This window comes from Halorubrum ruber, from assembly GCF_018228765.1.
Lineage (GTDB): Archaea > Halobacteriota > Halobacteria > Halobacteriales > Haloferacaceae > Halorubrum > Halorubrum ruber.
This window is the reverse complement of sequence record NZ_CP073695.1, coordinates 2,256,303-2,279,668: the sequence shown is the minus strand read 5'-3', so window position 1 is coordinate 2,279,668 and position 23,366 is coordinate 2,256,303. Positions and strand designations below refer to the sequence as shown.

Annotated in this window: 22 protein-coding genes, 1 tRNA gene and 2 pseudogenes; 11 read left to right on the top strand and 14 right to left on the bottom strand. The window is 67.6% G+C overall.

The window, feature by feature from the left end; translation table 11 throughout:
- Window positions 1-2 precede the first annotated feature (2 nt).
- The gene (locus tag J7656_RS11300; protein ID WP_211553314.1) at window positions 3-644 is read left to right on the top strand and encodes a class I SAM-dependent methyltransferase; all 642 of its coding nucleotides are present in this window, start codon (window positions 3-5) and stop codon (window positions 642-644) included.
- A 26-nt stretch (window positions 645-670) separates the two neighbouring features.
- Here J7656_RS11300 and J7656_RS11295 read toward each other — a convergent pair whose 3' ends face one another.
- Window positions 671-1,195 (bottom strand): DoxX family protein, encoded by a 525-nt coding sequence (locus J7656_RS11295; RefSeq protein WP_211553312.1) that lies wholly within the window; start codon window positions 1,193-1,195, stop codon window positions 671-673.
- 166 nt (window positions 1,196-1,361) lie between these two features.
- Here J7656_RS11295 and J7656_RS11290 point away from each other — a divergent pair, with 166 nt between their 5' ends.
- Window positions 1,362-2,804, top strand: a complete 1,443-nt coding sequence (locus tag J7656_RS11290; RefSeq protein ID WP_017342778.1) for a pseudouridine synthase domain-containing protein — start codon at window positions 1,362-1,364, stop codon at window positions 2,802-2,804.
- Between the two features lie 79 nt (window positions 2,805-2,883).
- Window positions 2,884-3,855 (top strand): substrate-binding domain-containing protein, encoded by a 972-nt coding sequence (locus J7656_RS11285; RefSeq protein ID WP_017342779.1) that lies wholly within the window; start codon window positions 2,884-2,886, stop codon window positions 3,853-3,855.
- Window positions 3,856-3,885: 30 nt separating this feature from the next.
- Here J7656_RS11285 and J7656_RS11280 read toward each other — a convergent pair whose 3' ends face one another.
- Entirely contained in the window at window positions 3,886-4,452 is a 567-nt protein-coding gene (locus J7656_RS11280; RefSeq protein WP_017342780.1) for a UbiX family flavin prenyltransferase, read from the bottom strand.
- A 117-nt stretch (window positions 4,453-4,569) separates the two neighbouring features.
- Between J7656_RS11280 and J7656_RS11275 the strand changes: the two genes are divergently transcribed.
- Both J7656_RS11275 and J7656_RS11270 read left to right on the top strand, forming a co-directional pair.
- Complete coding sequence (locus tag J7656_RS11275) at window positions 4,570-4,968, top strand: VOC family protein (protein WP_211553310.1); 399 nt, start codon at window positions 4,570-4,572, stop codon at window positions 4,966-4,968.
- A gap of 48 nt (window positions 4,969-5,016) precedes the next feature.
- Window positions 5,017-5,712, top strand: a complete 696-nt coding sequence (locus J7656_RS11270) for an isochorismatase family protein (protein WP_211553308.1) — start codon at window positions 5,017-5,019, stop codon at window positions 5,710-5,712.
- Window positions 5,713-5,728: 16 nt separating this feature from the next.
- On the opposite strand, the gene J7656_RS15205 is transcribed toward J7656_RS11270, so the two are convergent.
- The 3 genes and pseudogenes from J7656_RS15205 to J7656_RS15115 all read right to left on the bottom strand — a co-directional run bounded on the left by J7656_RS15205 (window position 5,729) and on the right by J7656_RS15115 (window position 7,155).
- Complete coding sequence (locus J7656_RS15205) at window positions 5,729-6,229, bottom strand: hypothetical protein (RefSeq protein ID WP_343217909.1); 501 nt, start codon at window positions 6,227-6,229, stop codon at window positions 5,729-5,731.
- 90 nt (window positions 6,230-6,319) lie between these two features.
- Window positions 6,320-6,754 (bottom strand): annotated as a pseudogene (locus J7656_RS15200) (UbiD family decarboxylase domain-containing protein); the annotation flags it as partial.
- Entirely contained in the window at window positions 6,724-7,155 is a 432-nt protein-coding gene (locus J7656_RS15115) for a UbiD family decarboxylase domain-containing protein (protein ID WP_211553307.1), read from the bottom strand. The gene J7656_RS15115 and the pseudogene J7656_RS15200, both read right to left, overlap by 31 nt.
- Before the next feature lie 100 nt (window positions 7,156-7,255).
- Between J7656_RS15115 and J7656_RS11255 the strand changes: the two genes are divergently transcribed.
- Window positions 7,256-8,269, top strand: coding sequence for a substrate-binding domain-containing protein (locus J7656_RS11255; RefSeq protein WP_211553306.1), 1,014 nt, complete (start codon window positions 7,256-7,258; stop codon window positions 8,267-8,269).
- Between the two features lie 15 nt (window positions 8,270-8,284).
- Here J7656_RS11255 and J7656_RS11250 read toward each other — a convergent pair whose 3' ends face one another.
- The 3 genes from J7656_RS11250 to J7656_RS11240 form a co-directional block, all read right to left on the bottom strand.
- Window positions 8,285-10,081 carry an ABC transporter permease gene (locus tag J7656_RS11250; protein WP_017342785.1) on the bottom strand — a complete coding sequence of 599 codons (1,797 nt, stop codon included), beginning with the start codon at window positions 10,079-10,081 and terminating at the stop codon, window positions 8,285-8,287.
- On the bottom strand, window positions 10,078-11,187 hold the full coding sequence (locus J7656_RS11245; RefSeq protein ID WP_017342786.1) for an ABC transporter ATP-binding protein: 1,110 nt from the start codon (window positions 11,185-11,187) through the stop codon (window positions 10,078-10,080). The genes J7656_RS11250 and J7656_RS11245 overlap by 4 nt, the downstream gene beginning before the upstream one ends.
- A 108-nt stretch (window positions 11,188-11,295) precedes the next feature.
- Complete coding sequence (locus J7656_RS11240) at window positions 11,296-12,540, bottom strand: type 2 periplasmic-binding domain-containing protein (protein WP_017342787.1); 1,245 nt, start codon at window positions 12,538-12,540, stop codon at window positions 11,296-11,298.
- A 170-nt stretch (window positions 12,541-12,710) separates the two neighbouring features.
- Here J7656_RS11240 and J7656_RS11235 point away from each other — a divergent pair, with 170 nt between their 5' ends.
- Entirely contained in the window at window positions 12,711-13,277 is a 567-nt protein-coding gene (locus J7656_RS11235; protein WP_017342788.1) for a hypothetical protein, read from the top strand.
- 6 nt (window positions 13,278-13,283) lie between these two features.
- Here J7656_RS11235 and J7656_RS11230 read toward each other — a convergent pair whose 3' ends face one another.
- From J7656_RS11230 to J7656_RS11220, 3 genes are all read right to left on the bottom strand, one after another.
- On the bottom strand, window positions 13,284-13,943 hold the full coding sequence (locus tag J7656_RS11230) for a flavin reductase family protein (protein WP_211553305.1): 660 nt from the start codon (window positions 13,941-13,943) through the stop codon (window positions 13,284-13,286).
- Between the two features lie 145 nt (window positions 13,944-14,088).
- On the bottom strand, window positions 14,089-14,691 hold the full coding sequence (locus tag J7656_RS11225) for an SRPBCC family protein (RefSeq protein ID WP_211553304.1): 603 nt from the start codon (window positions 14,689-14,691) through the stop codon (window positions 14,089-14,091).
- 48 nt (window positions 14,692-14,739) lie between these two features.
- A complete protein-coding gene (locus J7656_RS11220) occupies window positions 14,740-15,726 on the bottom strand; it encodes a hypothetical protein (protein ID WP_017342791.1) in 987 nt (328 codons plus the stop codon).
- 102 nt (window positions 15,727-15,828) lie between these two features.
- On the opposite strand from J7656_RS11220, the gene J7656_RS11215 reads away from it, so the two are divergent.
- Together J7656_RS11215 and J7656_RS11210 are read left to right on the top strand one after the other, a co-directional pair.
- On the top strand, window positions 15,829-16,425 hold the full coding sequence (locus tag J7656_RS11215) for a hypothetical protein (protein WP_017342792.1): 597 nt from the start codon (window positions 15,829-15,831) through the stop codon (window positions 16,423-16,425).
- A 196-nt stretch (window positions 16,426-16,621) separates the two neighbouring features.
- Window positions 16,622-16,692 (top strand) — tRNA-Gly (locus tag J7656_RS11210).
- Between the two features lie 413 nt (window positions 16,693-17,105).
- Here the strand turns inward: J7656_RS11210 and J7656_RS11205 are convergent.
- From J7656_RS11205 to J7656_RS11195, 3 genes are all read right to left on the bottom strand, one after another.
- Window positions 17,106-18,182 carry an NAD(P)/FAD-dependent oxidoreductase gene (locus J7656_RS11205; protein ID WP_211553303.1) on the bottom strand — a complete coding sequence of 359 codons (1,077 nt, stop codon included), beginning with the start codon at window positions 18,180-18,182 and terminating at the stop codon, window positions 17,106-17,108.
- Between the two features lie 110 nt (window positions 18,183-18,292).
- Window positions 18,293-19,366: a hypothetical protein gene (locus J7656_RS11200; RefSeq protein ID WP_017342794.1), complete on the bottom strand. Its 1,074-nt coding sequence runs from the start codon at window positions 19,364-19,366 to the stop codon at window positions 18,293-18,295.
- Complete coding sequence (locus tag J7656_RS11195; RefSeq protein WP_017342795.1) at window positions 19,363-20,568, bottom strand: NAD(P)/FAD-dependent oxidoreductase; 1,206 nt, start codon at window positions 20,566-20,568, stop codon at window positions 19,363-19,365. Before J7656_RS11195 ends, J7656_RS11200 begins: the two co-directional genes overlap by 4 nt.
- A gap of 156 nt (window positions 20,569-20,724) precedes the next feature.
- Between J7656_RS11195 and J7656_RS11190 the strand changes: the two genes are divergently transcribed.
- Complete coding sequence (locus J7656_RS11190; protein WP_017342796.1) at window positions 20,725-21,042, top strand: hypothetical protein; 318 nt, start codon at window positions 20,725-20,727, stop codon at window positions 21,040-21,042.
- A gap of 102 nt (window positions 21,043-21,144) precedes the next feature.
- Window positions 21,145-23,366, top strand: a pseudogene (locus tag J7656_RS11185) (prolyl oligopeptidase family serine peptidase).

Here is a 23,366-nt window from a genome sequence, read left to right as displayed (position 1 = left end):
GTATGGACCCGCAGTCGCCCGGCGATCCGCAGTCGACGTACGACCGCATCGCGACGCACTTCTCGAAGACGCGGGAGTACGCGTGGCCCGAGGTCGAGTCGTTCCTGGAGGGCCGGTCGGGAACCGTCGCGCTCGACGTCGGCTGCGGGAACGGCCGGCACACGGAGGCGCTCGCGGCGCGCGCCGAGGCCGCCGTCGGGGTCGACCTCAGCCGCGGCCTGCTCGACGAGGCGGTCGCGCGCGCTCGCGACCGGGGATTCGCGGACTCGGCCGCGTTCGTCCACGGGGACGCGGGCGCGCTCCCGGTCCGCGACGACGCGGTCGACCTCGCCGTCTACGTCGCCACGCTCCACCACCTCTCGCCGCGGGCGGCCCGCGTCGAGAGCCTGAACGAACTGGCACGCGTCCTCGCGCCCGACGGGGTCGCGCTCGTCAGCGCGTGGAGCACGGCGCACGACCGGTTCGATCGCGACGAGGGGTTCGACACGACCGTCGACTGGACGCTGCCGGGCGGCGAGACGGTCCCCCGGTACTATCACATCTACTCGCCGTCGGAGTTCGAGGCGGACCTCGAAAAAAGCGCCCTCGAACCGCTCGAAACGGAGGTGTCGAGCGGGAACTGCTACGCGGTCGTCACCCCGTGACGCGGTCTCGTCGGGGGCGAGACCGACTACCCGAGCAGAAGGGCGAGCCGCGGGTTGTTCTGGACGAAGCCGATCTCCTCGAGCCGCTGGTCGAGGCCGATGATCCGACCGGCGCCCGCCGCTCCGAGGAGGAACAGCAGGAACGCGTAGATGAGGTGGAAGTCGATGAAGATCGCGTCCGGGAACGGGTAGGACGCCGCCCAGTAGAACAGCATCATGAGCGCTCCACAGAGGGCGCTGAACCGGAAGAATGCGCCGAGGATCAGCGCGATTCCGACCAGCGTCAGGCCGACCTGATTGAGGGGGGTCAGGAGCCAGACCCAGTCGGCCATCGCCGCCCACACGTCGACGAGCGGGTTCGCCGGGTCCACGTTGACGAGGAACGGCCGGGCGCTCCAGTTCGGATCGATCACCTTCACGATCCCGGCGTAGAAGAACACCCAGCCCATCATCAGCCGCAACGACAACAGCGCGTAGGCTATCCACGTCTCGGAGTACGTGAACTCGATATCGTAGCCGAACAGCTTCGACGACGCTGTTTTCGGTGGCATGCCTGACCATTTAACACCCTGTTGGATAAGGGTAATCTATCTTTTCACCCCTTGAAAACGATCCGGCAAGGGTGGCGTCCCCCGCCGGACGGGGCGGGAACGGCGGGTTCCACCGGCTGGGAATGTCTGGCTGGATTTATTAAACGACGGCCGCGTACGAGAACGTATGAGTAAGGACTCGGCGATATCGTCGGACCTCGAAGAGACCCTTCAGGGACACAAGCGCGGGAGCGACTCCTCGGGGACGCTGGTCGTCAGCGACCAGGAGGGGTACGTGGGCGACTCGATCGTGTTCAAGGGCCGGAACCTGCCCGCCGGCGAGCGCTACGAGATCAGATGGAAGACGTCGGAGGGCCGATGGGGTGTCCTTGAGGCCAACGAGATCGTCGGATCGCAGTACCATCCCCGGACGGAGACCATCGCCACCGTCGCGACCGACGATTCGGGGGCGTTCGACGAGGAGTGGACCGTCGCCCAGGACTACGGGGGCAAACACCGGATCGAGCTCGTCGACGGCGACTCGACGGTCGCCACGGCGACGTTCACGATCCTCCCGCACTTCGAGCTCGACCGCACTGAGGCCGAGCTCGGCGACTTCTTCACGGTCACCGGCTACGGGATCGGCCCGAACGTCGTCACCAACAACTACCAGGTCGCGTGGGACAACGGCGACATGGGGTTCATGACGGGCGTGATGAACCGCGGGACCGCCACCGCTCGCATCCGCGCGGTCGGACCGCCGGGGAAGCACGTGATCCAGGTCTGGCGCAACTACCGCGGCGTCCCGTACCTCCAGAACAACACCCAGTCGCCGTACGGCCCGGTCGCCGACGGCCGACAGTCCCAGTGGACCGTCGAGGTCACCGAGCCCGAGGCCGAGCCGCGGACGGCGTGGCTCGACGAGCAGCTCGACGAGAACCCGATCTCCATCCACTACCCCGAGATCGACGAGGACACCGACGCCGAGCTCTCGATCTCGCCGTCCTCCGGCCAGCCCGGAACCTCGGCGTTCATCACCGGCGAGAACTTCCCGCCGAACGAGGAGGTGAACCTCATCTGGTACCGTCACGAGGGGCACCGCGTCAAGGGGGTCCCGATCACGCCGGAGCCGAAGCCTGACATGCTGCCGACGGTGACGACGGACGACGACGGCGCGTTCCAGACGGAGTTCACGATCCCGACCGGCGAGGGGTCGACGCGGCCGATCACCGCCGCGGTCGGCGGACGCGAGGTCGCCGTCACCGGGTTCATGATGCAGCCGTCGATCGAGACGTTCGAGCCGACCAGCGGCCCCGTCGGGACGACGATCGAGATCGAGCTCTCCGGCGTCGGCTGGCCGGTCTACGAGAACGCCCCGTACTTCCTGTACGACAACAAGCCGCTCGGGTACGTCTGCGGGCTCACCGACGACGACGGCGGCGGGGTCGTCCGCCTCGAGATCCCGGCGACCGGCGAGCCGGGCTGGCACTTCATCGACGCCTACCCGTGCCTCTTCGAGGTCCAGGAGGACGAGCCGGACTTCGAGCTCCGCCCGCACCTGTCGTACCTCGACAACCATCCGGTCAGGCCGCTGTCGGCGTACCACATGGCGTTTAAGATCGAGGAGTGAGCCGAGCGCCACGCGCTCCTCCTCGACCGCTCGCTCGCTGACCGGAACGACGAACTACCCGCCGTCCGTTTTCCACCGCATGACCCTCGATCTCACGCTGGCCTGTCACGATTACGCCTGGACCGAACCGCTCTGGGACGGCCGCGTCACCCCCGACGGCGCGGACCTGACGACCGTCGACTACCCGAACCCGACCCGCTTCTCGCGGATGGTCCACGGTCGGGAGTTCGACGCCTGCGAGCTCTCGATGGGCACGTACCTCGCCAGCCGGAGCGACCCCGACCGCTACCCGTTCACGGCGGTCCCCGTCTTCCCGTTCCGCAAGTTCCGCCACTCGTACATGTACAAGCGCGCGGACGGCAGCGTCGACTCGGTCGGCGACCTCGACGGCAAGCGGGTGGGGATCGTCAACTGGCAGACGACGACCGGCGTCTGGCAGCGCGGGATCCTCGCGGACCGACACGGCGTCGACCTCTCGTCGATCGACTGGGTCGCCGGCGGCTCGGAGATCGTCGACGTCGACGTGCCGGACCGGTACGACGTCGAGTACCTCGACCACCAGCAGTCGATGGTCGGCGTGCTGACGGAGATGCTCGAACGCGGCGAGCTCGACGCGGTCTTTCACCCGATCGACCTCGACGGAGCGAACGCGGAGCGGCTGTTCGACGACGCCAAGTCGGTCGAACAGGAGTACTACCGCGAGACGTCGATTTTCCCGGTCATGCACGCGATCGTCGTCGACGACCGACTGCTCGAGGCGGAGCCGTGGATCGTTCAGAGCCTCTACGACGCCTTCGAGCGCGCCAAGGAGACCGGGCTGTCGACGCTCGACCGTCCCCGCGACCTCCCGTTCGTCTGGGCTGACGTCCACGCCGACGAACAGCGCGAGGTCATGGGCGAGGACCCGTGGGAGTACGGTCTCACCGAGGAGAACGTCGCGACGCTGGAGACGCTGATCGAGTACGCCCACGAGCAGGGCGTCGCCGACGAGCGGTACGACCTCGAAACGCTGTTCGCGACCGACCACCTCGATACGCCCTACTTTGCGTGACGCTCCCGGCGGCGACGCCCGCCGAGGGACTCAGGCGCCGACGCCGTCCCACTCGTCGTGGTCGAGGTCGACGCCGAGCTGGGAGAGCGCCCGCTTCATCGTCGTGTCGACCATCTCCTCGACGGAGTCCGGCCGCTGGTAGAACGAAGGGAACGGCGGGACGACGATCCCGCCCGCGTCGGTCACGGTCAGCATGTTCTCGAGGTGGATGCGGTTGAACGGTGACTCCCGCGGCATCAACACCAGCGGCCGGCGTTCCTTGAGCGTCACGTCCGCCGAGCGCGTGATGAGGTTCCCGCTGTAGCCGTGGGCGATCGCCGCCAGCGTCTTCATCGAACACGGCGTGATCAACATTCCGGCCGTCCGGAACGAGCCGCTAGCCGTCTCCGCCCCGATGTTGTCGACGTCGTGGACGGCATCGCCGAGCTCCAGCAGGTCGCCGACGGCGTAGTCGGTCTCCTGACGCAGCGTGACCCTCGCCGCGTCCGAGACGATGAGGTGGACGTCGACGGCCGTTCGGTCCAACAGTTCGAGCGCGGAGACCGCGTAGGCCTGCCCGGTCGCTCCCGTGACGCCGACGATCACCCGGTCTGTCATGGATAGAAAACAACTCCGTGGGTGATGAATGCCCGGTTCGCAGTAATTACTTACGCCGAATTCCCTCCGCGTGGTGACTGTCGACCGTTTATTAGTGGCGCGAACGATCCGTCGACCATGGCCGACCTCAGCCAGCTGTTCCTGTTGAGCGGCGATCTCCGGGCCGCGCGGGAGTTCTACGAGACGGCCCTCGGACTGGAGCCGCGGGCGGTCGGCGACGCCAGCGTCGCCTACGAGACCGGCGCGTGCGAGCTGAAGATCCAGGCCGACTTCGACCCCGAGACGCTGGAGCCGTTCGGCCTCTCGCCGCCGAGCGGCCGACGCGGCGAGGGCGGGATCGTCGTCCTCGGGGTCGACGAGCCGCTCGACGAGCTCCACGAGCGGATGTCGACCGCGCTCGAGGACGAACCGGGCGAGCCGCTCATCGAGCCGCGGGAGGTCCCGTGGGGCGGACGGATGTTCCTCGCCCGCGACCCCGACGGCTACGTCCTCGAACTCCGACCGGCGGACGAGTGAGCCGTCCGGAACCGACACGTTGTTCGATCCGGGGTCCGACGGGCCCGCATGGGCAGCGAGAGCTCGGAGCTGTACCTCCCGGAGATCGTTCCGGAGTCGGATCGGGAGTACGTCGAGTCCCAGTCGCGCTACGGGAACCGGGTGGGTTGGGGGGAGAACCCGGCGGTCCTCGTCGTCGACATGATGGTAGCGTTCGTCGAGGAGCGACGGACCGGCGAGGACGTCGTCGAGTCCACCGCCCGGCTACTGGAGACGGCGCGGGCCGCGGACGTGCCCGTCTTCTACGCCGTCCCGTCCGGCCGGGGCGCTCTCCCCGACGGCTACCCGGTTCCGATCAAGGCTGCGCCGGGCACCGACCGCGGTCCCGAGCGGTCGGAGCGGACGGCGAGCCACGAGGAGTGGGTCGAGAAGCTCGATCAGTTCCCGCCCGCGGTCGAACCCGCCGAGAGCGACCACGTCGTCGAGAAGCCGCGGGCCAGCGCCTTTTTCGACACCCACCTCTCGAACCTGCTCCACCACTCCGGGATCGACACGCTCGTCGTCTGTGGGACGAACACGAGCGGTTGCGTGCGGGCGACGGTCGTCGACAGCCACTCGAGCAACTTCCGGACGATCGTTCCCGAGGAGTGCGTCGCCGGGGTCACGACGGCCACTCACGAGGTGGCGCTGTTCGACATGGACCTGCGGTACGCCGACGTCACGCCGCTCGACGACGTGGTCTCGGCGCTCGAGGACGACGACTGAGGCGTGCCCCCTACCGTCACTCGGCGGTCGACAGCAGCTCCGCGTACTCGGCCCTGAGGTCGGCCTCTAACTCGGGATCGAGCCGGGTGTCCTCGGGGAACTCCTCCTTCCAGTGATAGGGCTTCGTCGCGTCGATCAGCATCCGGCTCTTCGTGTGATCGCCGGAGGCCGTCTGCTCGGGGGACATCCGGGGGTTGATCCGCGAGCTCACGCAGTTCTCGATCACCGTGAGGTCCTCGGCGGGGTCGCACCGGCTGACGGTCGCCCACAGCACCTCCGCGAGGTCGTACACGTCGACGTCCTCGTCGACGATGATCGTGATCCGTCCCTCCCAGACACCCGACGGGAGCGACATGGCCTGCATCCCGACCTGCGTGCTGTGGCCGGCGTACTGCTGTTCGATCGAGACGACCTGGAACCAGATCCCCGGGAAGATCGTCGTCACCTCGTCGATCCCGGTGATCCCGGCGTCCTCTAACTGGTGCCACAGCTGGGCTCCCGACCGGATCGTCGACATCGCGGTTGCGGTCATCGGCACGTTGTTGTACGCCAACACGATCGGGTCGTCCCGGTGGTAGATCCGGTCGATCTCGAACGGTTTCTGCTGGGTCTCCCCGGCGCCGTAGTAGCCGGTCCACTCGCCGAACGGCCCCTCGGTTATCTCCTCGGCGTCGGGGTGAACGGTGCCTTCGATGACGAGTTCGGACCGGGCCGGGAACGGGAGCCCGGTCGCCTCGCCTTCGACCACCTCCAGCGGTCTGTCGCGCTGCGCGCTCACGTACTCAAGCTCGTCGACGTGGGCGGGGAACCGCTGGTTGGCGGCCATGAACAGGTCCGGCTGGTGGCCCAGCGAGACGACCGCGGGGAACGGCTCGTCGCGGTCGAAGTACGACTGCCGGTGGCGGTCACCGTCCCGCCCGGGTCGGATGTTGAGCGTGGCCGTCTCAGGGCCGTGGACCTGTACCCGGTAGGTCCCCGCGTTCCGGTCGTCCTCCTCGGCGTGTTCGGTGATCACCACGTCGCCGGTCCCGATGTAGGGCCCGCCGTCGTGGGCGTGCCACCGCGGCGCGGCGAACGCCGTGAGGTCGACCTCGTCCCCCGCTGGACGTTCTCCAACACCGGCCCCTCGTCGACGGTCTCGACCGGTCGGGTCTCTAAGTCCGCGGTCCGGTCCTTCTGTGCCACCACCGCCTCGCGGATGTCGTTCGTCGGCTCGTGGCCCAGCGCCAGCGTCACCTGGAGCGGCGTGTCGACGGCGTTCGTCAGGACCCGTGCGCCGGGAAGCGTCCCCTCGATGTCCTCGAACAGCAGCGCGGCGTCGAGCGCATCCTGCCGGGCGAGCGACGAGACGCCGCCGATCTCTAGGTCGAGGTCGGCCCCGGGCACCCGCTCCAGCTGGCCGCGGTCTTCGATCGCCGTTATGAACTCGCGGAGGTCTCTCATGTTTCGCCGTTCGCCAACTGCGATAATAAACGTCGTGTACGGTTGTCAGTGACCGATAGGTTAACCGAACGGAGCCCGCACGCCTCCGTAAGGAGTTCCCATGACGATCGACCTCACGCTCGCGTGTACGAACTACGACTGGACCCGCCCGCTCTGGACCGGCGAGATCGAGCCCGAGGGGATCGACCTCCACCTGGTCGACTACCACAACCCCGAGCGGTTCGAACGGATGGTCCGCCACGGGGAGTTCGACGCCTGCGAGCTGTCGCTGGGGTCGTACCTCGCCTCCCGGGCCGCCGACGAGGACCATCCCTTCACCGCGATCCCAGTGTTCCCCTACCGGAAGTTCCGTCACGCGTTCATCTACCGGCGGGCCGACGACGAGTTCGGCCTCTCGGATCTGGAACACAAGGACGTCGGACTCATCCACTGGCAGACGACGACCGCGGTCTGGCAGCGGGGGATCGCCGCCGAGCGCTACGACGTCGACCTCGAAACGGTCACGTGGCACACGACGAAATCCGAGGGGGACATCGTCCCCGTCGAGGTCCCCGATCGGTTCGACGTCGTCCACGACCACCGGGAGGGGAGCGCGACCTCGGCGCTCGCGGCGATGCTCGCCGAGGAGGAAATCGACGCCGCGTTCGCGACCGCCCCGCTCGACAGCCGGTACACCGGCGGTCGACACGACCAGTTAAGCCGGGAGAGAGAGCGGCTGGCGGACGTCGAGATCGAACGGGTCGTCGCGGACTCCCGCGCCGTCGAGGCCGACTACTTCAGGGAGACGGGGATCTTCCCGCCGATGCACACGGTGGTTCTCAGCGACGAGGTGCTCGACCGCCATCCGTGGGCGGCGAACAAGCTGTACGAGGCCTTCGAGCGGGCGCTGTCGACCTGTATGGACCGACTGACCGCACCGCGGTGGGTCCCGCTGGCGTGGGCGAACCACTACGTCGAACACCAGCGCGAGGTGCTGGGCGAGAACCCCTGGGAGTACGGCCTCACCGACCGGAATCGGACCGCCCTCGCGACGCTCCAGCGGTACGCCGCCGACCACGGGCTCATCCCCGAGCCGTACCCGCTCGAGGACCTGTTCGTCGAGTCGACCTTATAGCCGGCCGCGGGCGGCTCACCGCTCGCCGAGTTCGTAGAACGTGACGCCCACCCGCCGCAGGCCGAGCAGCGAGCCGACCGTCAGCAGGACGAAGATCGAGGAGATCGCGGCCACGAGCGCGATGCCCGGCTCGTACATGTACAGCTGATAGAGCCGGACGGGAATGACGACGGTGTCGGAGGTGTAGGTGATGAGCGGGATCGACAGCAGCTGGATGACGTGCATCGCGAGGAAGAACCAGATGACGACGGTTGTGTTCTTGAACAGCGGCAGGAATATCTCCCGCATCTGCCCGAACCACGTCGCCCCGGAGATCCGGGCGGCCTCCTCGAGGTCCGAGTGGATCTGGACGATGTTCCCGACGGCGATCCGCGAGGAGACCGGCAGGAAGACGACGACGCAGCCGACGATGATGATCGCCAACGTTCCGTAGAGGTCGACCACCGGATGGATCTTGCCGACCCACAGGAACGTGAACAGCAGCCCCGCGCCGATAATGATCCCCGGCACCGCGAGCGGGGTCAGCGTCAGGAAGTCGACGACGCCGCGGAACCGGCCATCGGTCCGCTCGGTGTAGTACGCCGTGCCGACGACCAGTACCGTCCCGAGCGTTGCCCCACCGACGGCGACCAGCAGGCTGTTGGTGAACGCCTGTTGGATGTTCGGGTCGGTGACTGCCACGTAGTAGTTGTCCAACGTCAGTGCCGCGGGATCTAACCGTCCGTACCACGTTTCGTGGACCGACACCACGAGCAACACGAGGATCGGGAACACCCAGACGAGGAACAGGCCGCCCCAGAGCCCGACCGCCAGCGGCCACCGCCAGCGGCCGAGGCTCCACACGTGGCTCCGGTGTCGACGCCCCGTGAACGTCATGAACGACTCCTTGCGCGCGGTCACCCGCCGGTAGTACCAGACGAAGACCAGCATCGCGACCAACAGCAGACACGACAGCGCGGCGGCCTCGCCGTATCCGGGCGGGAACCGGCCGTTGATCGCCGAGAGGATCGCCGTCGAGAACACGTCAAAGCCGTTCTGGGTCCCGAGGATGGAGACGACGGCGAACTCGCCGAGCCCGTAGAGGAAGATGACGATCGTCGCCGAGAGGATCGCGGGCTTGATCAGCGGAAAGCTGATCGAGCGGATCGTCTCGAGCATGCTCGCCCCGTGGATCCGGCTCACCTCTTCGAGCACCGGGTCCATGTTCTGAAGCGCGGGGACCGTCAGGAGGTAGAACGTCGGAACGACGTTGATCCCCGCGACGAAGGCGATCCCCAACGGGCTGTAGATGTCGATCGGAAGCTGTTCGACGCCGACGATCGCCTCGACCGCGGCCGTGACGAGCCCGTTCTCCGAGCCGTAGGTCGTCACGTACATGATCGCGTACATGTAGCCCGGGATCGCCTGACAGGACAACAGGACCAGCTCCATTTTCCCCTTCGTCGGGAGGTCCGTCCGGACGAACAGCCACGCGGCACCGAGTCCGAACGCCATCCCCGTCGCGGTCATTCCGACGGCGATCGTCAGCGAGTTGATCACCAGCTCGACGATTGGGAAGAAGTCGCCGAGGTAGACCGCCGCGAAGTTGTCGAGGGTCACCTCCCCGGCGAACTCGCCCGGATAGCCGGACCAGAGGCTGGTCCACAGCAGGAACACCAGCGGGACCACCGTCAACAGCGCGACGGCGAGGACGATCCCGCCGAGTACCAGCCGCTTCGGCAGCTCTCGGCCGGCACAGTAGGCGCCGAGGCGGTCGGGCAGCGAGCCGAGGCGAGCCGCCACCGCCTCGGCGCGCGAGCGCTCCGAGCTCATGTCTCGTTCCTGTACACCTGTATCGCCGCCGGGTCGACCCGGAGGTCCAGCCGGTCGCCCCGAGAGAGGTTTCGATACTCCCCGCAGTGGACGGTGAGCTCGGTGTCAGTGTCGTCGAATCCCACCGTCACCTCGTAGCGGTCGCCGAGGATCCCCTCAGCGACGACCGTCCCCCGGAGTGCGATCCGCCCCTGACTGTCGCCGTTCTCGCAGATGCTGATGTCCTCCGGGCGGAGGAAACAGGACACCTCGTCCGGACCCTCCCCGTTGGACATGTAGTCGGTCGACGTCAGCTCCACGTCGAGGAAGTCGGTGGTGAGGACTCGGCCGCCGGAGCCGTCGACCTCGATCCGACCCTCGAACGGGTTGCGAGCCCCGATGAACCGGCGCGTAAACGCCGACTGGGGCGACTCGTAGAGTTCCTCGGGGCTGCCGCGCTCGACCACTCGCCCCTCGTGGAGGATGATCACCCGATCGGCCAGGTAGAACGCCTCCTCTTGGTCGTGGGTCACGTAGAGAACGCTCACGTCGAGCTCGTGTTGGAGCCGCTGTAGCTCGTAGCGCATCTGCTTGCGCAGCTCCCTGTCGAGGTTGCTCAGCGGCTCGTCCATCAACAGGAGGTCCGGCTCGTAGACGAGCGCGCGGGCCAGCGCGGTCCGCTGCTGTTGGCCGCCGCTCAGATCGGTCGCCGGCTTGTCGGCCAGCTCCGGGATCTCCATCAGCTCGAGCATCTGCGAGACGCGCTCGTCGTACTCCGACTCCGGAATCCCGTGAGAGGCGTGTTCGAGCGGGAAGACGACGTTCTCGTAGACGGTTTTGTGGGGCCAGATCGCGTAGTTCTGGTACACCATCCCGACGTTGCGCTCCTCCGGCGGCGCCGAGACCTCGGACGACTCGACCACTTGGCCGCCGATCTCGATGCTGCCGCTGTCGGGGCTCTCGACGCCGGCGATACACCGGAGTATCGTCGTCTTGCCGCAGCCCGACGGACCGAGCAGGGCGACGATCTCGTCGTCGCCGACGGTCAGGTCGGTCGCCGAGAGCTCGAACGCGCTCCCGAACCGCTTGGTGATCCCGCGTACCGACAGCTGTGGTTCGGTCGTCATGGTGTCGTGTATGGCTGACGCCGTGTCTCGTGGAGCGGACGCCGCGTTTCGTCGGCCGGACGCCCCGTCGCGCGGGCCGGGAGAGTCCCCGTGAGGAACGACACGACGTTAGATATCGAACGCACCGACGTCCTTCACTTTTTGGCCGACCGTGGAGTTCCGCCACTCGTCCCAGAACTCCACCGCCTCGTAGTCGGAGTTCAGCCGCTTCTCGGTGTAGGAATCGGGGTCCTGTGCCGAGTAGTCGAGGTCCATCCGGCAGGGGATCTGCCGTTCGACGTCGTTGATCATCCGGCGCTGGACCGCCTCTTCGAGCGTCGCGCTGAGGAAGAACCGGGCGACCCACGGGTTCGGGGCCTCCTTGTTGATGGCGATCGGACTGCCGTTCATGAAGGAGGGGACGTCCTCGGGGAAGACCCCCGTCAGCGGGGAGTCCTCACCGGTGAACGGCGCGATCACGGTCGGCCAGTTGTACAGCATCAGCGGGATGTTGCCGTCGCGGACCTCCCGCGTCCCGGCCGTGTGCGAACTGACGCCCGTGTAGCTGAGGTGGTCGTGAAGCTGCTGTGCCCACTCCGTCTCGGTCATCTCCGTCTCCGCAGCGTTGTGTCTGACGATCCAGCCGACCATGTCAGAGGCGATGTAGGCGCTCGATATCGCGACCTCCATCCCCTCGTACTGGTCGTCGAGGAGGTCGTTGTAGGTGCTCGGCACGTCTAACCCCCGGTCGGCGAACACGTCCTCGTTGACCGGCATCGTCAGCCCGGGACCGCCGTTGTAGCCGGTGACGTAGAAGGGGTACTGCTGGACGTCGTCGAGCACGTCGTTGAACCAGAACTTCTGGTCGAGGTCCCACTCGAAGTACTCCCGTCCGATGTCGAGGGCGGCTTCCTTGCTCTCATCGCGAGCCGTGACCAGCATGTCGTCGTCGATGCCGGTCGGGCTGCTCAACACGTCGGCCGTGTCGTTGCCCGCCTGCCGCTCCTGTACGAAGCGCTGGGTCAGGTCGTTGCCGTTGGTGGCGAAGACGTTCGGTTCGACGGACGTCCCGAACTCGTCGTTGATGACGTCGACGAGGTCGTACCACTCCTGATCCGCGCCGGTGGAGGCGTAGATGTTGATCTCCGCGTCGTCGCCGACCTGGTCGGCCAGCTCCTCCGTCGTCCACGGCGGTTCCGGCCCCTCGGTCGACCCCGATCCGGTTCCGCCGGCGCAGCCCGCGACCGCCGCGGCCGACAGCGCTGCCCCGGTGGCGAGGAATGTCCGGCGGGAGGTCACCCCCCGTCTACCGAATCGCTGTCCGTCTGACTTTGCTCGCTCCAGCGTGTCGTTTTCGGGCTCCTCGTGGCTCATGGACGGAGTTCATTCGCCGATATATAAATTGTTTCCGTGTCTTTCTACTATGTGGCTTTCTGAGTTCGAATACTGACGTGATAACGGGGGACGGTAGACACGGAAGATAACGTGATATTTGAAACGAATAATAACGTGACATTCATACTAACGGGGGTCGTCGGGACCGTATGCGAGGCCCAGACGAGAAGCCGTTCGACCCGGCCGTCTCGCCGCTGTTCGTCAACGCGATCCGCGAGGAACTCCGACGGGTCGCCGACGAGCGCCGGGGCGAGCCGCGGCCCTGTCCGAACTGCGGGTCGGACGCCCGTCGGAAGAACGGGTACCAGAACGAGCCCAAGACGGTCGCACGGTTGGTCACCGCCGACGGGATCGAAGACGTCGGCGTCGACGTCCAGCAGTACGAGTGTCTCGACTGCGGGCGGTCGTTTCAGGGCGACCTCTCGGCGCTGTTCTACGAGGGCTGTGCCTACGCCAAGCCGGTCGTCGACCTCTGTCTGTTCCACGCCGCCGACGAGTCGCCGACCGACTGCGAGCGGACGCTCCGGCGCCAGTACGGGCTTCAGGTCAACCGCGACACCGTCGCGCGCTACGTCGACCGGTTCGACGCCGCCGACGGCCACGCCATCGACATCGCGGGCCACCGGTACTCGCTGGCGTTCCTCTCGTTCCTCTTCGGCGACGACGAGGGAGACGAACCGCACTTCGTCATCCAGCGGTCGACGGCGCTGTGGTGAGCCGCGCTACTCGTCGAACTGCGCTCGAAGCTCGGGCGGCAGGGAGTCGACGACCTCGTCGCCGGGGAACCGCCTGATCGACTCGGCGGTGATGTCGGCGTAGTAGCGGTACTTGGTCTTGGTCTCCTCCTCGCCCCAGTCGCTGCCCATGTAGGCCAGCACGTCGGCGTCCGGGGACAGGAGCCGGCCGTCCATTCCCCCGGGGGTGACGTAGGCGTGTTCGACCTCGCCGAAGTAGTAGGTGCAGTCCATGAACTCGAACGACTCCATCACCGAACACTCGATGTTGCCGGCGGCGTCGGCCAACAGCGGCACGTCGACCGACTGCCCCGGCACCGTCTCCATGTCCAGGTGCTCGATCTTGTCGATGTCTCGGCCGCTGACCATGCCCGACAGTGTCAGTGCGTCGATCATCTCCATCGAGGGCGAGGCCAGCACGAACTCCCCGCTCTCCTCGATGAGTTCGTGCGTCAGCGTCTTGTGACTCACGGCAAGGAGATAGCGAAACGGGTTGTAGCCGGCCAGCATCCACCACGAGGCCGTCATGAGGTTCGGACCTCGCTCCTCGCCCTCGGAGACGACCAACGCAACCACTTTCGGCTTGAAGAGGACGGTGGAATCGTACTCGGATATCTCGTCGAACGCGTCGGTGGGATCGGTTGCCATTAGCTGTCCATTCGATTGCGGATACAAATACGTCTGCGAAACGGTCCGACGCGGACGGCGGCGATCGGGACCGCGAGCGACCGTCGACCGCTCGCGACGGGGCGCCGAAACCGCGACGGGGCGCCGAAACCGCGACGAATGGCCACTACTCGCCTTCGACGACGTCTTTGACGTTCTCGAAGTACGTCGTGATGTCCCGGTTGACGATCGGCCGGAGGATCCGCGGGCTCATCGTGCCGACGCCGCCGCTGATCGACACCTCGGCGGTGTACGCCAGTTCGGCCCTTCCGTCGTCGGTCGGCTGGATCTCCATCCCCGCGAGGATGTCGAAGTCGCTGCCGGTCTTCGAGTCGAACGCCGTCGCGCTCGTCACCACGGTGTCGGGGGGGTCCATCTCGACGAACTCCGCCTCTCCCGACAGCGAGACGGTGAGGTGGCTCACCCCGCGCGTGATCTCGACGGTGTACTTCCGCTCGGAGACGCGCTCGATCGACTCCGCGCCCGGGACGCACTCCGTCAGCGTCTCCGGGTCAGAAATCGTCGACCACAGCTCCTCGGGAGTCGTTTCGACGGCCACCGCGTCCGAGAACGTCAGCGTCCCGTCCGCCTCGGCGTCGGTCTCCGCGCCGCTTTCGCCCCGTTCGTCCGCGTCGACCGACTTCGCGTCGGCTGACTTCGCGTCGACCGGCTCCGCGTCGGCCGATTCGGTAGCGTTCCCGCCGGATGCCTGCGTGTTGTCGTGGTTCATGACTGTGAGTTCGGTATAAAAATCGGTCCCGGCACCGCGTCGGCGGCCTTACAGCTCGATGATCGTGAACTGGTTCGACGCGATGCCGACGTTGTAGTAGTTGGCGTCGCCGTTGGTGACGACGACCTCGTAGCCGTAGGACGCGGGCGCCAGATCCGCGGTGTCGAGCGTGCCGGACCACTGCGGTTCGGAGTCCTCGCCGCCCTCGTTCCACGACAGCTCGATCGGGTCGAACGCGCCGTCGGTCGACTCGATAGTCACGGCGTCGAGGGTGTCGCTGCCGACGATCTCGCCGCTCGAGCCGTCGTAGACGCCGATGACGAACGTGACGTCCATGTCCTGCGTGAACTGGCGCTCGGGGGCGCAGCTCCCGACGAAGTTCGTCCCCTCGGGCGCCTGATTGTTCCACCACGTCTCGGTCGTGACGACGTAGTTGGTCGGGTTCGACTGCTCGATGACCTCGAAGGAGTCCTCGAGGATGCCGACCGTCTGGTAGCTGGCGTCGCCGTTGCTGACCTCGACCGTGTACGAGTACGAACCGGTCTCGATGTCCTCCGGCAGGACGAACGAGCCGCCCCACTCCTCGGCCGGGTTCTCCTCGTCGTCGCCGGCCCAGCCCAGCTCGACCTCCTGGACCCCCTCGACGTTGACGACGACGCTACCGAGGTCCTCGTCGGTGAGCTGATCGCCCGTCTCGGGGTCGAAGATGCCCACGTAGAAGACGACCTGCATCCCCGGCACGAAGCGCCGACTCGCCGAACACGCCGAGATGAAACCCGCGGTTTCGGGCACGCCCTCGGACCCTGCGCCGGTCTCGGCGGTCACGACGAAGTTCTGCGCGTCGGCGGAGCCGTCGCCCCCGTCGCCGCCGTCGTCGCCGTCGTCGCCGCCCATACAGCCCGCCAGTCCGACGGTCGCCCACGTCGCGGCGCCGGTGGCTAACAGCCGGCGGCGCGTCGTCGTCGCCGTTTCCGAGTCGCCGGTGCTCGTCTGTCGGGAGTCTGGCCTCTCAGCTCGTCGTCCATTAGGCTCCATACGTCGACTAACCTAGCCGACGTACATAAATCGCCCCCCGATTCATAGAAACCGGAAAATCGGTCTCTGTATTTATATACCACGGAACACAAACGCGACAGCATGGACCGAGACCAGCACATCGAATCGACCGACACCACCTCCGACGAGCCGTCAGAATCGACCGACTCGTCGGTGTCGCGGCGCCGGCTGGTCGCGGCGGGCGCGGCGACGTGGGCCTCCGTCAGCCTCGCGGGCTGTACGTACATCACGGACCCGGGCGTCGAGTCCGACGACGACGGCCCGACGGTCACCAACGAGACGACGACCACCGGCAACACGAGCAACGGGACGACCAACGAGTCGGACGGGAACGAATCGAGCGGCGGCGACTCGGGCGAAGAATGCGCCAGCATCGGCCGGTTCTCGGCCGGGATGGAGGTCGGCCTCCACGTCGGCATCTTCGACCCCGACACCGGCGACCCGCTGGGCGCCGACGCCATCGACTCGGTCGTCGTCGAATTCCCCGAGGCGGACTACGGCCCCCTCGAACTCAACTGGGAGGGCGCCCACGAGGCGTACGACAGAGCGACGTGGGGGTCGAAGATCGAGACCGCCTTGGACACGGACCCGGGCGAGTACGAGTACGAGGTCCACATCGAGGGCGGCGAGGAGACCGACATCTCCACCACGGTCAGGAACCAGTTCACCATCGTGTAGTCGCTTCCGACGGTGTCGGTCTCGGACAGGTCGCCCGGAACGCCGGTCGGACGACCGCCGTTCCGTGCCCGCTTCCGTTCGTCGACGACGCGACGAGCCCCCGCCGTCGCAGGGTCGTCCCCGTCGAGAACACGGAACGTTTATCAGAGCCGTTTGGCCTACGTGTAGATGCGTTCGGCCGCGAACGCGTCGCCGCGCGCCGGTGGTCTAGTGGTAGGACCTGAGCCTTCCAAGCTCATGGCCCGGGTTCAAATCCCGGCCGGCGCACTCACTTCGTTCGTGCGCCGCCCGTACTCCCACTCGCTCGCTTCGCTCGCTCGCGGGAGTCCCGGCCGGCGCATTTTCTGACTGACTCCGTCAGTCAGCGTCCGCTTCGCTCCGCTCAGCGGACTCTCGAACGTAGTGAGAGAAATCGCCGCGGGATTTGAATCCCATCAGCCGCGCGCAGCGAGCGAAGCGAGCGAGCACGTCTGATTCCGGTTCAAATCCCGGCCGGCGCACTCCCTGCGGTTGTGCGCCGGCCGACCTCCCGCTCGCTCGCTGCGCTCGTCCGCGGGATTCCCGGCCGGCGATTTTCCTCGCTTCGCTCGGAAAATACTGTGTCGGAGTTGAACTTCCTCAGCCGCACTCGCAAGAGTCCTCCGGGTAGGTTCCTCGATTCCCGAAAAATTCGGAATCGATCAGTCGTCGTCCGCGGCCGGCGGCTCGGCGTTCTCGGTCTCGGCCGACTCGCGCGGCCCGCCGGCGTGCCCCTCGTGAGCGACGGCGGTCGCCATGAGGTGCGGCGGGATGGCGGGCACCTCATCGTCGTCGACGGGCCCGTCGCGCGCGATCTCCTCGGTCGAGCGCGGGAACTCGCGGATCTCCTTGTGGATCGCGAGGCCGGCCTTCGCGCCCTGCCCCATCGCGACCGGGACCTGGTTGTGGCCGGGCGTGATGTCGCCGACCGCGAACACGCCGTCCTCGCTGGTGCGGCCGTGGTCGTCGACGTCGATGGTGCCGTCGTCGTTGAGGTCGCAGCCGAGCCCCTCGGCGAGGACGGTGTTGTAGTCGGAACCGTACATCGCGAAGCCGCCGCGGTACTCGCGGCGCGTGCCGTCCTCGAACTCCAGCGCCTCCAGCCAGCCGGAGTCGGGGTCGTTCTCGACGCCGGAGACCTCCTCGCGGACGACGTCGACCGGGTGCGCCTCCAGCTGCGCGGCGGTCTCCTCGCTCCACGTCGGCTCCGCGCCGCGGGTCAGCACGTCCACGTCGTCGGTCATGTTCAGCATGATCATCGCGACGTGGGCGGCGGCCTCGCCGTGACCCATCACGTACACCGGCTCGTCGACGAACATGTAGGCGTCGCAGTGGAGGCAGTAGTGGAGCCCCTTTCCCGTCCGCGGGAGCGGCGGGTCCGGGCGCTCGTCGGAGAAGCCGGTCCCGAGGACGACGCGGTCCGCGAGGATCTCGGCGTCGTTCGTCGAGAGTCGGAACCGGTCGTCGTCGGTGCGCTCGACGTCGGTGACGAAGCCGCGCTCGAACGTCCCGCCGTACGACTCCACCTGCTCGCGGCCGGTCGCGAGGAACTCGTTGCCGGAGACCTCCTCGGTGACCCCGATCACGTTGTGCGTGTCGGCCATCATCGCCGCGCGCCCGCCGCCCCGGTCGATCAGCACCGTCTCGTGGCCCAGTCGGGCCCCGTACAGCGCGGTCGTCAGCCCGGCCGGCCCGCCGCCGACCACCGCGATCTCGTACTCGTCGTCGGACGAACTCATTATCCGTAGTACGAGGTGCGCCGGTTTAAATGGAGCCGTGGTGTGCGCGGCCGGCGACCAGCCACGAACGCCCGCGCAAATCCGCGGTCACCGTCGGGCTCGGTTCCCGTTCACGCCCCGAGGAGGTAGAATTCGAGGAACAGCATCATGATCGGCAACAGCACCGACGCGGCGAGCCTGACGAAGATGTCGACCTGAAGCGGGTACAGGCGAACGTTGTTGTAGTCGTCGTACTTCCGTCGAATCCGCTGTAGTTCGAGCTGTTTCTGGATCCGCTGCTGCTCGTCGCCCTCGGCGGCCTCCAACTCCGCGTTGACCGCGTCGGAACGCCGACGGAGCCCGTCGAGGATCTCCTCTCTGAGCTCCGCCGCCTTCCGGTTGATTTTCAGCGTCGGGTAGACGAAGCTCCCGAGGACGGTGACGACGTAGAACCCGAGAATGGCCAGTATCCAGATCTCGCGTCCGGAACCCGCGGCCAGCTGGAATCCGAGCGGGAAAAAGAGCGACGCGGTCGAGTAGAGCAGCGTCGTCCGGATCGCGCAGTAGCCGACGTTGCTCAGCCCGCCGAGCTGATCGGGATGGAGCGGCTGTATCTCGAAGTCCAGGCCGGCGATCTCGCGGATCATCAGGATCGTCGTCAGCGGTCCGACGAACCCCGGTCCGCCGAGGACGACGCCGATATACGCCGCGTAGACGTACGTCAGCCAGAGGAACGGCTCGCCGCCGCCCGACATCCCCATCTCCGTGAGGATCGGGGTCCCGGCCCACGCGATCACCAGGACGAACACGCCCCACAGTACCGACGCGAGCGGGCGCGGTTCCGCAAAAAACCCGTTGTATTTCTTCGCGATTTCCGTGAGCCGCTCCTGATCGGTGTTGAGCTCGCGGAACCGGTCGAAGAACTCCGGTAGGACCACCTGGTCATACATCCAGATGAAAAACGGAGCGAGATTCACCCAGAGGAGCGCGAGCGACCACGTGACCGCGAAGCTCGGCGTCAGGTACTCCCAGCGCGTCAGGAGGTACGCTCCCCAGACCAGGTCCCAGACGAGCCCGAACTTGACCATCCCGCTCAGGAGGGGGCCCGCTCCGGAAATGGGGAGGCCGGCGTTACACTGTCTCGAAACCCAGTGAGAGTCGTAGTTGAACTCGAGTTCGTCGACGCTCGCTTCCAGCACGTTCATTGCGTGCCGGTCGTCCCGTACTCCCAGCGGTCGGTGTACGACTTGTACAGCCGGTCGAGCATTCCCCGGTCGGAGACCAGACGGGACGCGACCAGCGGCCGTTTCGCCACTCGTCGAATCACCCGCGCTGGGGAGCGCGTGACGTCCTCTATCGAGAGCCCCTCCAGCGATTCGGCGACCGCGGCTAAGAGGTCTGGGTCCTCGTGTTCCACCCACGCCCCCCGCATGAGTCGCGCTAACCGGTATTCGGACTTCATCGCGTCGTAGAGCCGGTCCGGGTACCGCTCCGGAGTCCCCTCCTCGATGAGGTCGCACAGCAGGTACGCGGACCGGATCCCCTGACAGATCCCCTCGCCCTGATACCGGTTCGCGACGCCGGCCGCGTCGCCGACGCGAAAGACGTTGTCGTTCGGGTCGTACACCTGCTTCGGGTCGAGACTCGGTCCCCGAGGGATCGTGTAGATGTTCACGTCGTCCGGGTCGGGGGCGGGGAAGCCGTTCCGCTCGGCGGCCTCACGCAGCGCGGCCATGTAGTCGTCGGGGCGCTCGTCGCCCGCCCACCCGATCCCGACGTTGGCTCGCGTGTCCGACTTGGGGAACGACCACGCGTACCCGATGTACCCCTCGAAAAAGATCCGCGGCCACGACTCGTACCCGCTGAAGTCGCCGTCGACGGTCGCGTTCAGCGCGACCATGTCGCCGGTGTACGACTCGGTCTCTCCGCGCGCCTTGAGCGAGAGCGCGGGCTGGCCGGTGGCGTCGATCACGTAGTCGAACTCGTCGACGATCTCTCGGTACCGCGTCGGTGTCACCGAGGCCCCCGTCTCGAACGTGACGCCGCGCTCCGCGAGCCGCTCGGCCCACCGCCGCTCCACGATGTCTCGCTCACAGATGTACCCCGGCTCACAGGACAGGTTGGCGGTGCCGATCGGCGGTTCGGTCCGGGGTCGGTCCGGCCCGGAGTGGACGCGCAGCTGGAACCCGTCCACGTCGTTGACGAACCCGTTCTCCGGCGTCTTCTCCAGCGGCACCAGCGACGTGTCGTTGATCGCCTCGCCGCAGTTGACGCGCTTCTCGTCGTACTCCTGTCGCTCGAACACGGTGACCTCATCCACCTTGTCGACGTCTGAGAGCCCGTGAGCGGCTGCGAGCCCCGAAACGGCCCCGCCGAGGACGGCGGCATCGTACCCTTCCACACTCATGTCTGTCGCATGTGAGGTTGAGAATATTATATTTACTGCCTCTCCGAACGCCGCGGCGATCTGTCTTCGCCTTCCCTCGCGGAGACGCGGTTGCTCCGAAATGAGACCGACCGCGTGTCCGGAGATTTATGTCTGCGTGTCGCGTCCGCCCGGTCAGTGCCTTCCCGTCTCGCCCTCGCCGTCGGCCTCCTGCTCGTCGGCATCGCGGCCGACGTGGGAACGACGTACGTCGCCCTCACAGGGAGCGAGTACGTCGAGGGGTCGCCCGTCGGTCGCCTGTTCATCTCGCGGTTCGGGCTCCTCGGCGGGATGCTCCTCACGAAGGTCGTCGGCATGGCCGTCATCGGGCTCCCGGTCGCGGTCGCCGGCGGCACGCGCCGGTTCGTCGCGACCCTGATGTGCGCCGGCGTCGGCGCCCTCTCGCTGGCGGTCGCCGCGCGGAACCTCCTGTTCATCGCGGGGTTGTGGCCGTGAGCCTCGCCTCGCGGTACACCGGGTGACTGCGGCGCCGATCTCGGCGCCGACCTCGACCGCCGCGACCCCAGCCGTTTTGCGTCGCCGGCGACAGGCGAACGTATGTCACGCCAGTCCGCTCCGGCCCCGTCCCCGCCGGAGACCAAGCGGGAGGTCGTCACGGAGACGCTCCACGGAGTCGACGTCGAGGACCCGTATCGGTGGCTCGAAGGCGACGACGAGGCGGTCCGCGAGTGGGTCGACGCGCAGAACGCCCACGTCGACGAGGCGCTCGACGACGACCTGCGGGACCGGCTCCGACCCCGCTTCGAGGACCTCGTTGAGGTGGCCGACTACGGCCCGATCGCCGTCCGCGAGGGGCGGTACTTCGCGACGGTCCGCGAGCCGGGCGCCGACCACGCTCGCCTCGTCGCCCGCGACGCCCCGGACGGCGCGGACCGCGTCCTCGTCGACCCGAACGCGTGGGCGGCGAACCGCGACGAGGACGCTCGGCCTAAGTCGATGGCGTGGTACGTCCCCTCGCACGACGGCGAGCGCGTCGCGGTCGGCGTCACCGAGGGCGGCGACGAGAACTACGACGTCCGGGTGCTCTCGGTGCCCGACCCGAGCGAGGGGCACTCGGGCTCCGAGGCGGGGGAGTCCGACTCCGACACGGCCGAGGGCTACGGTGCGGGCGTCGAGGAGGTCGCGGTCCTCCCCGAGCGCGGCCGGGTCAACGCCGGGAGCCTCGCGTGGGAGGCGGACGGCGACGGGTTCGTCTACGTCGCCACCGGCGGCGCGGCCGACGGCGCGCAGATGGACAAGGAGATCCGCCGGTTCCGGCTCGCGGACGGCCCGGACGATGAGGAAGTTCTGTTGGAACACGACGACCAGCACGTCTGGCCGCGGGTGACGGTGGACCTCGACTCGGGGCTGCTCGCGGTCGCCTTCTCCGAGATGGTCGGCGGCACCGAGTGGTACGTCCACGTCGACGGGGAGCTCCGACCCGTCCTGACCGATACCGACGCCGAGACGTCGGTCCGGTTCCACGGCGGGACGGCGTTCATTTCGACGGACCACGGCGCGCCGCGGCGGCGGCTGCTCGCCTGCTCCGTCGACCGCTTCCGCGAGGGCGACCTCTCGTTCGAGGAGTGCCGCGAGGTGCTCCCCGGCGGCGAGGGGATCATCCAGTCGGTCGTGCCGACCCCGGATCGCCTCATCGTCCACCGCCAGCGGGACGCCCACTCCCGGCTCTCGGTCCACGACCGCGACGGGACGCACCTGCGCGACGTGTCGCTGCCGTCGTACTGCTCCGTCACGTGGGTCTCCGGGGCCCGCGACGCGCCGGAGGCGTTCTTCGGGTCACCGGCTTCGACCGCCCGCCGGCGGTCCGCGGACTCGACCTCGACGACGGATCGGGAGTCGGAGGGGACGAGTCGGACGGCGCGCCGGAACTCGCATCGACGGAGCTCGACTCGGTCGACATTTCGGTCCCCGACGACCTCGTCGTCGAGCAGCGCTTCGTCGACTCGACCGACGGCGCCGAGGTGCCCGTCTTCGTCTGCTACCGCGAGGAGGTGAACGTCGATGGCCCGCGCCCGACGCTGCTGTACGGCTACGGCGGATTCCGCAACAGCATCACGCCCTCGTTCGGCCGGTTCCGGCTGCCGTTCCTCGCCGACGGCGGCGCGTTCGCGGCGGTGTGCGCCCGCGGCGGGTACGAGTACGGCGAGCCGTGGCACGAGGCCGGCATGCTGGCCGACAAGCAGCACACGTTCGACGACTTCATTGCCGCGGGCGAGGCGCTCTGCGAGTCGGGGCTCACCGACACCGACCACCTCGCGGTCGCCGGCGGGTCGAACGGGGGGCTCTCGGTCGGCGCGGTCGTCACCCAGCGCCCGGACCTGTGGGCGGCCGCGCAGTGCGCGGTCCCCCTGCTCGACATGCTCCGGTTCCACCGGTTCCTGCTCGGCGAGTCGTGGACGACCGAGTACGGCCACCCGGAGGACCCGGAGGCGTTCGAGTACCTCCGCGCGTACTCCCCGTACCACAACGTCGACCCCGAGGCGACCTACCCGCCAGTCTACTTCACCACGGCCGCGAGCGACACGCGCGTCCACCCCTCGCACGCCCGGAAGATGACCGCGCAACTCCAGAACGAGGCCGCGGGCGGGCCGTTCCTGCTGCGGACCAAGGGCGAGACCGGCCACGGCGTCGGCAAGCCTGCGTCGATGATCGTCGACGAGCAGACGGACTCGTGGGCGTTCCTCTACGAGCAGTTGGGCGTGGAGGTCGGAGGCGGCGGCGTCGACTCCGACGAGGACGACGCCCTCGACGACGACTGA

Coding starts and splice junctions, on each gene's coding strand:
- J7656_RS11300 (WP_211553314.1), top strand. CDS start 3: ATGGACCCGCAGTCGCCCGGCGATCCGCAGTCGACGTACGACCGCATC.
- J7656_RS11295 (WP_211553312.1), bottom strand. CDS start 1,195: ATGCCACCGAAAACAGCGTCGTCGAAGCTGTTCGGCTACGATATCGAG.
- J7656_RS11290 (WP_017342778.1), top strand. CDS start 1,362: ATGAGTAAGGACTCGGCGATATCGTCGGACCTCGAAGAGACCCTTCAG.
- J7656_RS11285 (WP_017342779.1), top strand. CDS start 2,884: ATGACCCTCGATCTCACGCTGGCCTGTCACGATTACGCCTGGACCGAA.
- J7656_RS11280 (WP_017342780.1), bottom strand. CDS start 4,452: ATGACAGACCGGGTGATCGTCGGCGTCACGGGAGCGACCGGGCAGGCC.
- J7656_RS11275 (WP_211553310.1), top strand. CDS start 4,570: ATGGCCGACCTCAGCCAGCTGTTCCTGTTGAGCGGCGATCTCCGGGCC.
- J7656_RS11270 (WP_211553308.1), top strand. CDS start 5,017: ATGGGCAGCGAGAGCTCGGAGCTGTACCTCCCGGAGATCGTTCCGGAG.
- J7656_RS15205 (WP_343217909.1), bottom strand. CDS start 6,229: ATGTCGACGATCCGGTCGGGAGCCCAGCTGTGGCACCAGTTAGAGGAC.
- J7656_RS15115 (WP_211553307.1), bottom strand. CDS start 7,155: ATGAGAGACCTCCGCGAGTTCATAACGGCGATCGAAGACCGCGGCCAG.
- J7656_RS11255 (WP_211553306.1), top strand. CDS start 7,256: ATGACGATCGACCTCACGCTCGCGTGTACGAACTACGACTGGACCCGC.
- J7656_RS11250 (WP_017342785.1), bottom strand. CDS start 10,081: ATGAGCTCGGAGCGCTCGCGCGCCGAGGCGGTGGCGGCTCGCCTCGGC.
- J7656_RS11245 (WP_017342786.1), bottom strand. CDS start 11,187: ATGACGACCGAACCACAGCTGTCGGTACGCGGGATCACCAAGCGGTTC.
- J7656_RS11240 (WP_017342787.1), bottom strand. CDS start 12,540: ATGAGCCACGAGGAGCCCGAAAACGACACGCTGGAGCGAGCAAAGTCA.
- J7656_RS11235 (WP_017342788.1), top strand. CDS start 12,711: ATGCGAGGCCCAGACGAGAAGCCGTTCGACCCGGCCGTCTCGCCGCTG.
- J7656_RS11230 (WP_211553305.1), bottom strand. CDS start 13,943: ATGGCAACCGATCCCACCGACGCGTTCGACGAGATATCCGAGTACGAT.
- J7656_RS11225 (WP_211553304.1), bottom strand. CDS start 14,691: ATGAACCACGACAACACGCAGGCATCCGGCGGGAACGCTACCGAATCG.
- J7656_RS11220 (WP_017342791.1), bottom strand. CDS start 15,726: ATGGAGCCTAATGGACGACGAGCTGAGAGGCCAGACTCCCGACAGACG.
- J7656_RS11215 (WP_017342792.1), top strand. CDS start 15,829: ATGGACCGAGACCAGCACATCGAATCGACCGACACCACCTCCGACGAG.
- J7656_RS11205 (WP_211553303.1), bottom strand. CDS start 18,182: ATGAGTTCGTCCGACGACGAGTACGAGATCGCGGTGGTCGGCGGCGGG.
- J7656_RS11200 (WP_017342794.1), bottom strand. CDS start 19,366: ATGAACGTGCTGGAAGCGAGCGTCGACGAACTCGAGTTCAACTACGAC.
- J7656_RS11195 (WP_017342795.1), bottom strand. CDS start 20,568: ATGAGTGTGGAAGGGTACGATGCCGCCGTCCTCGGCGGGGCCGTTTCG.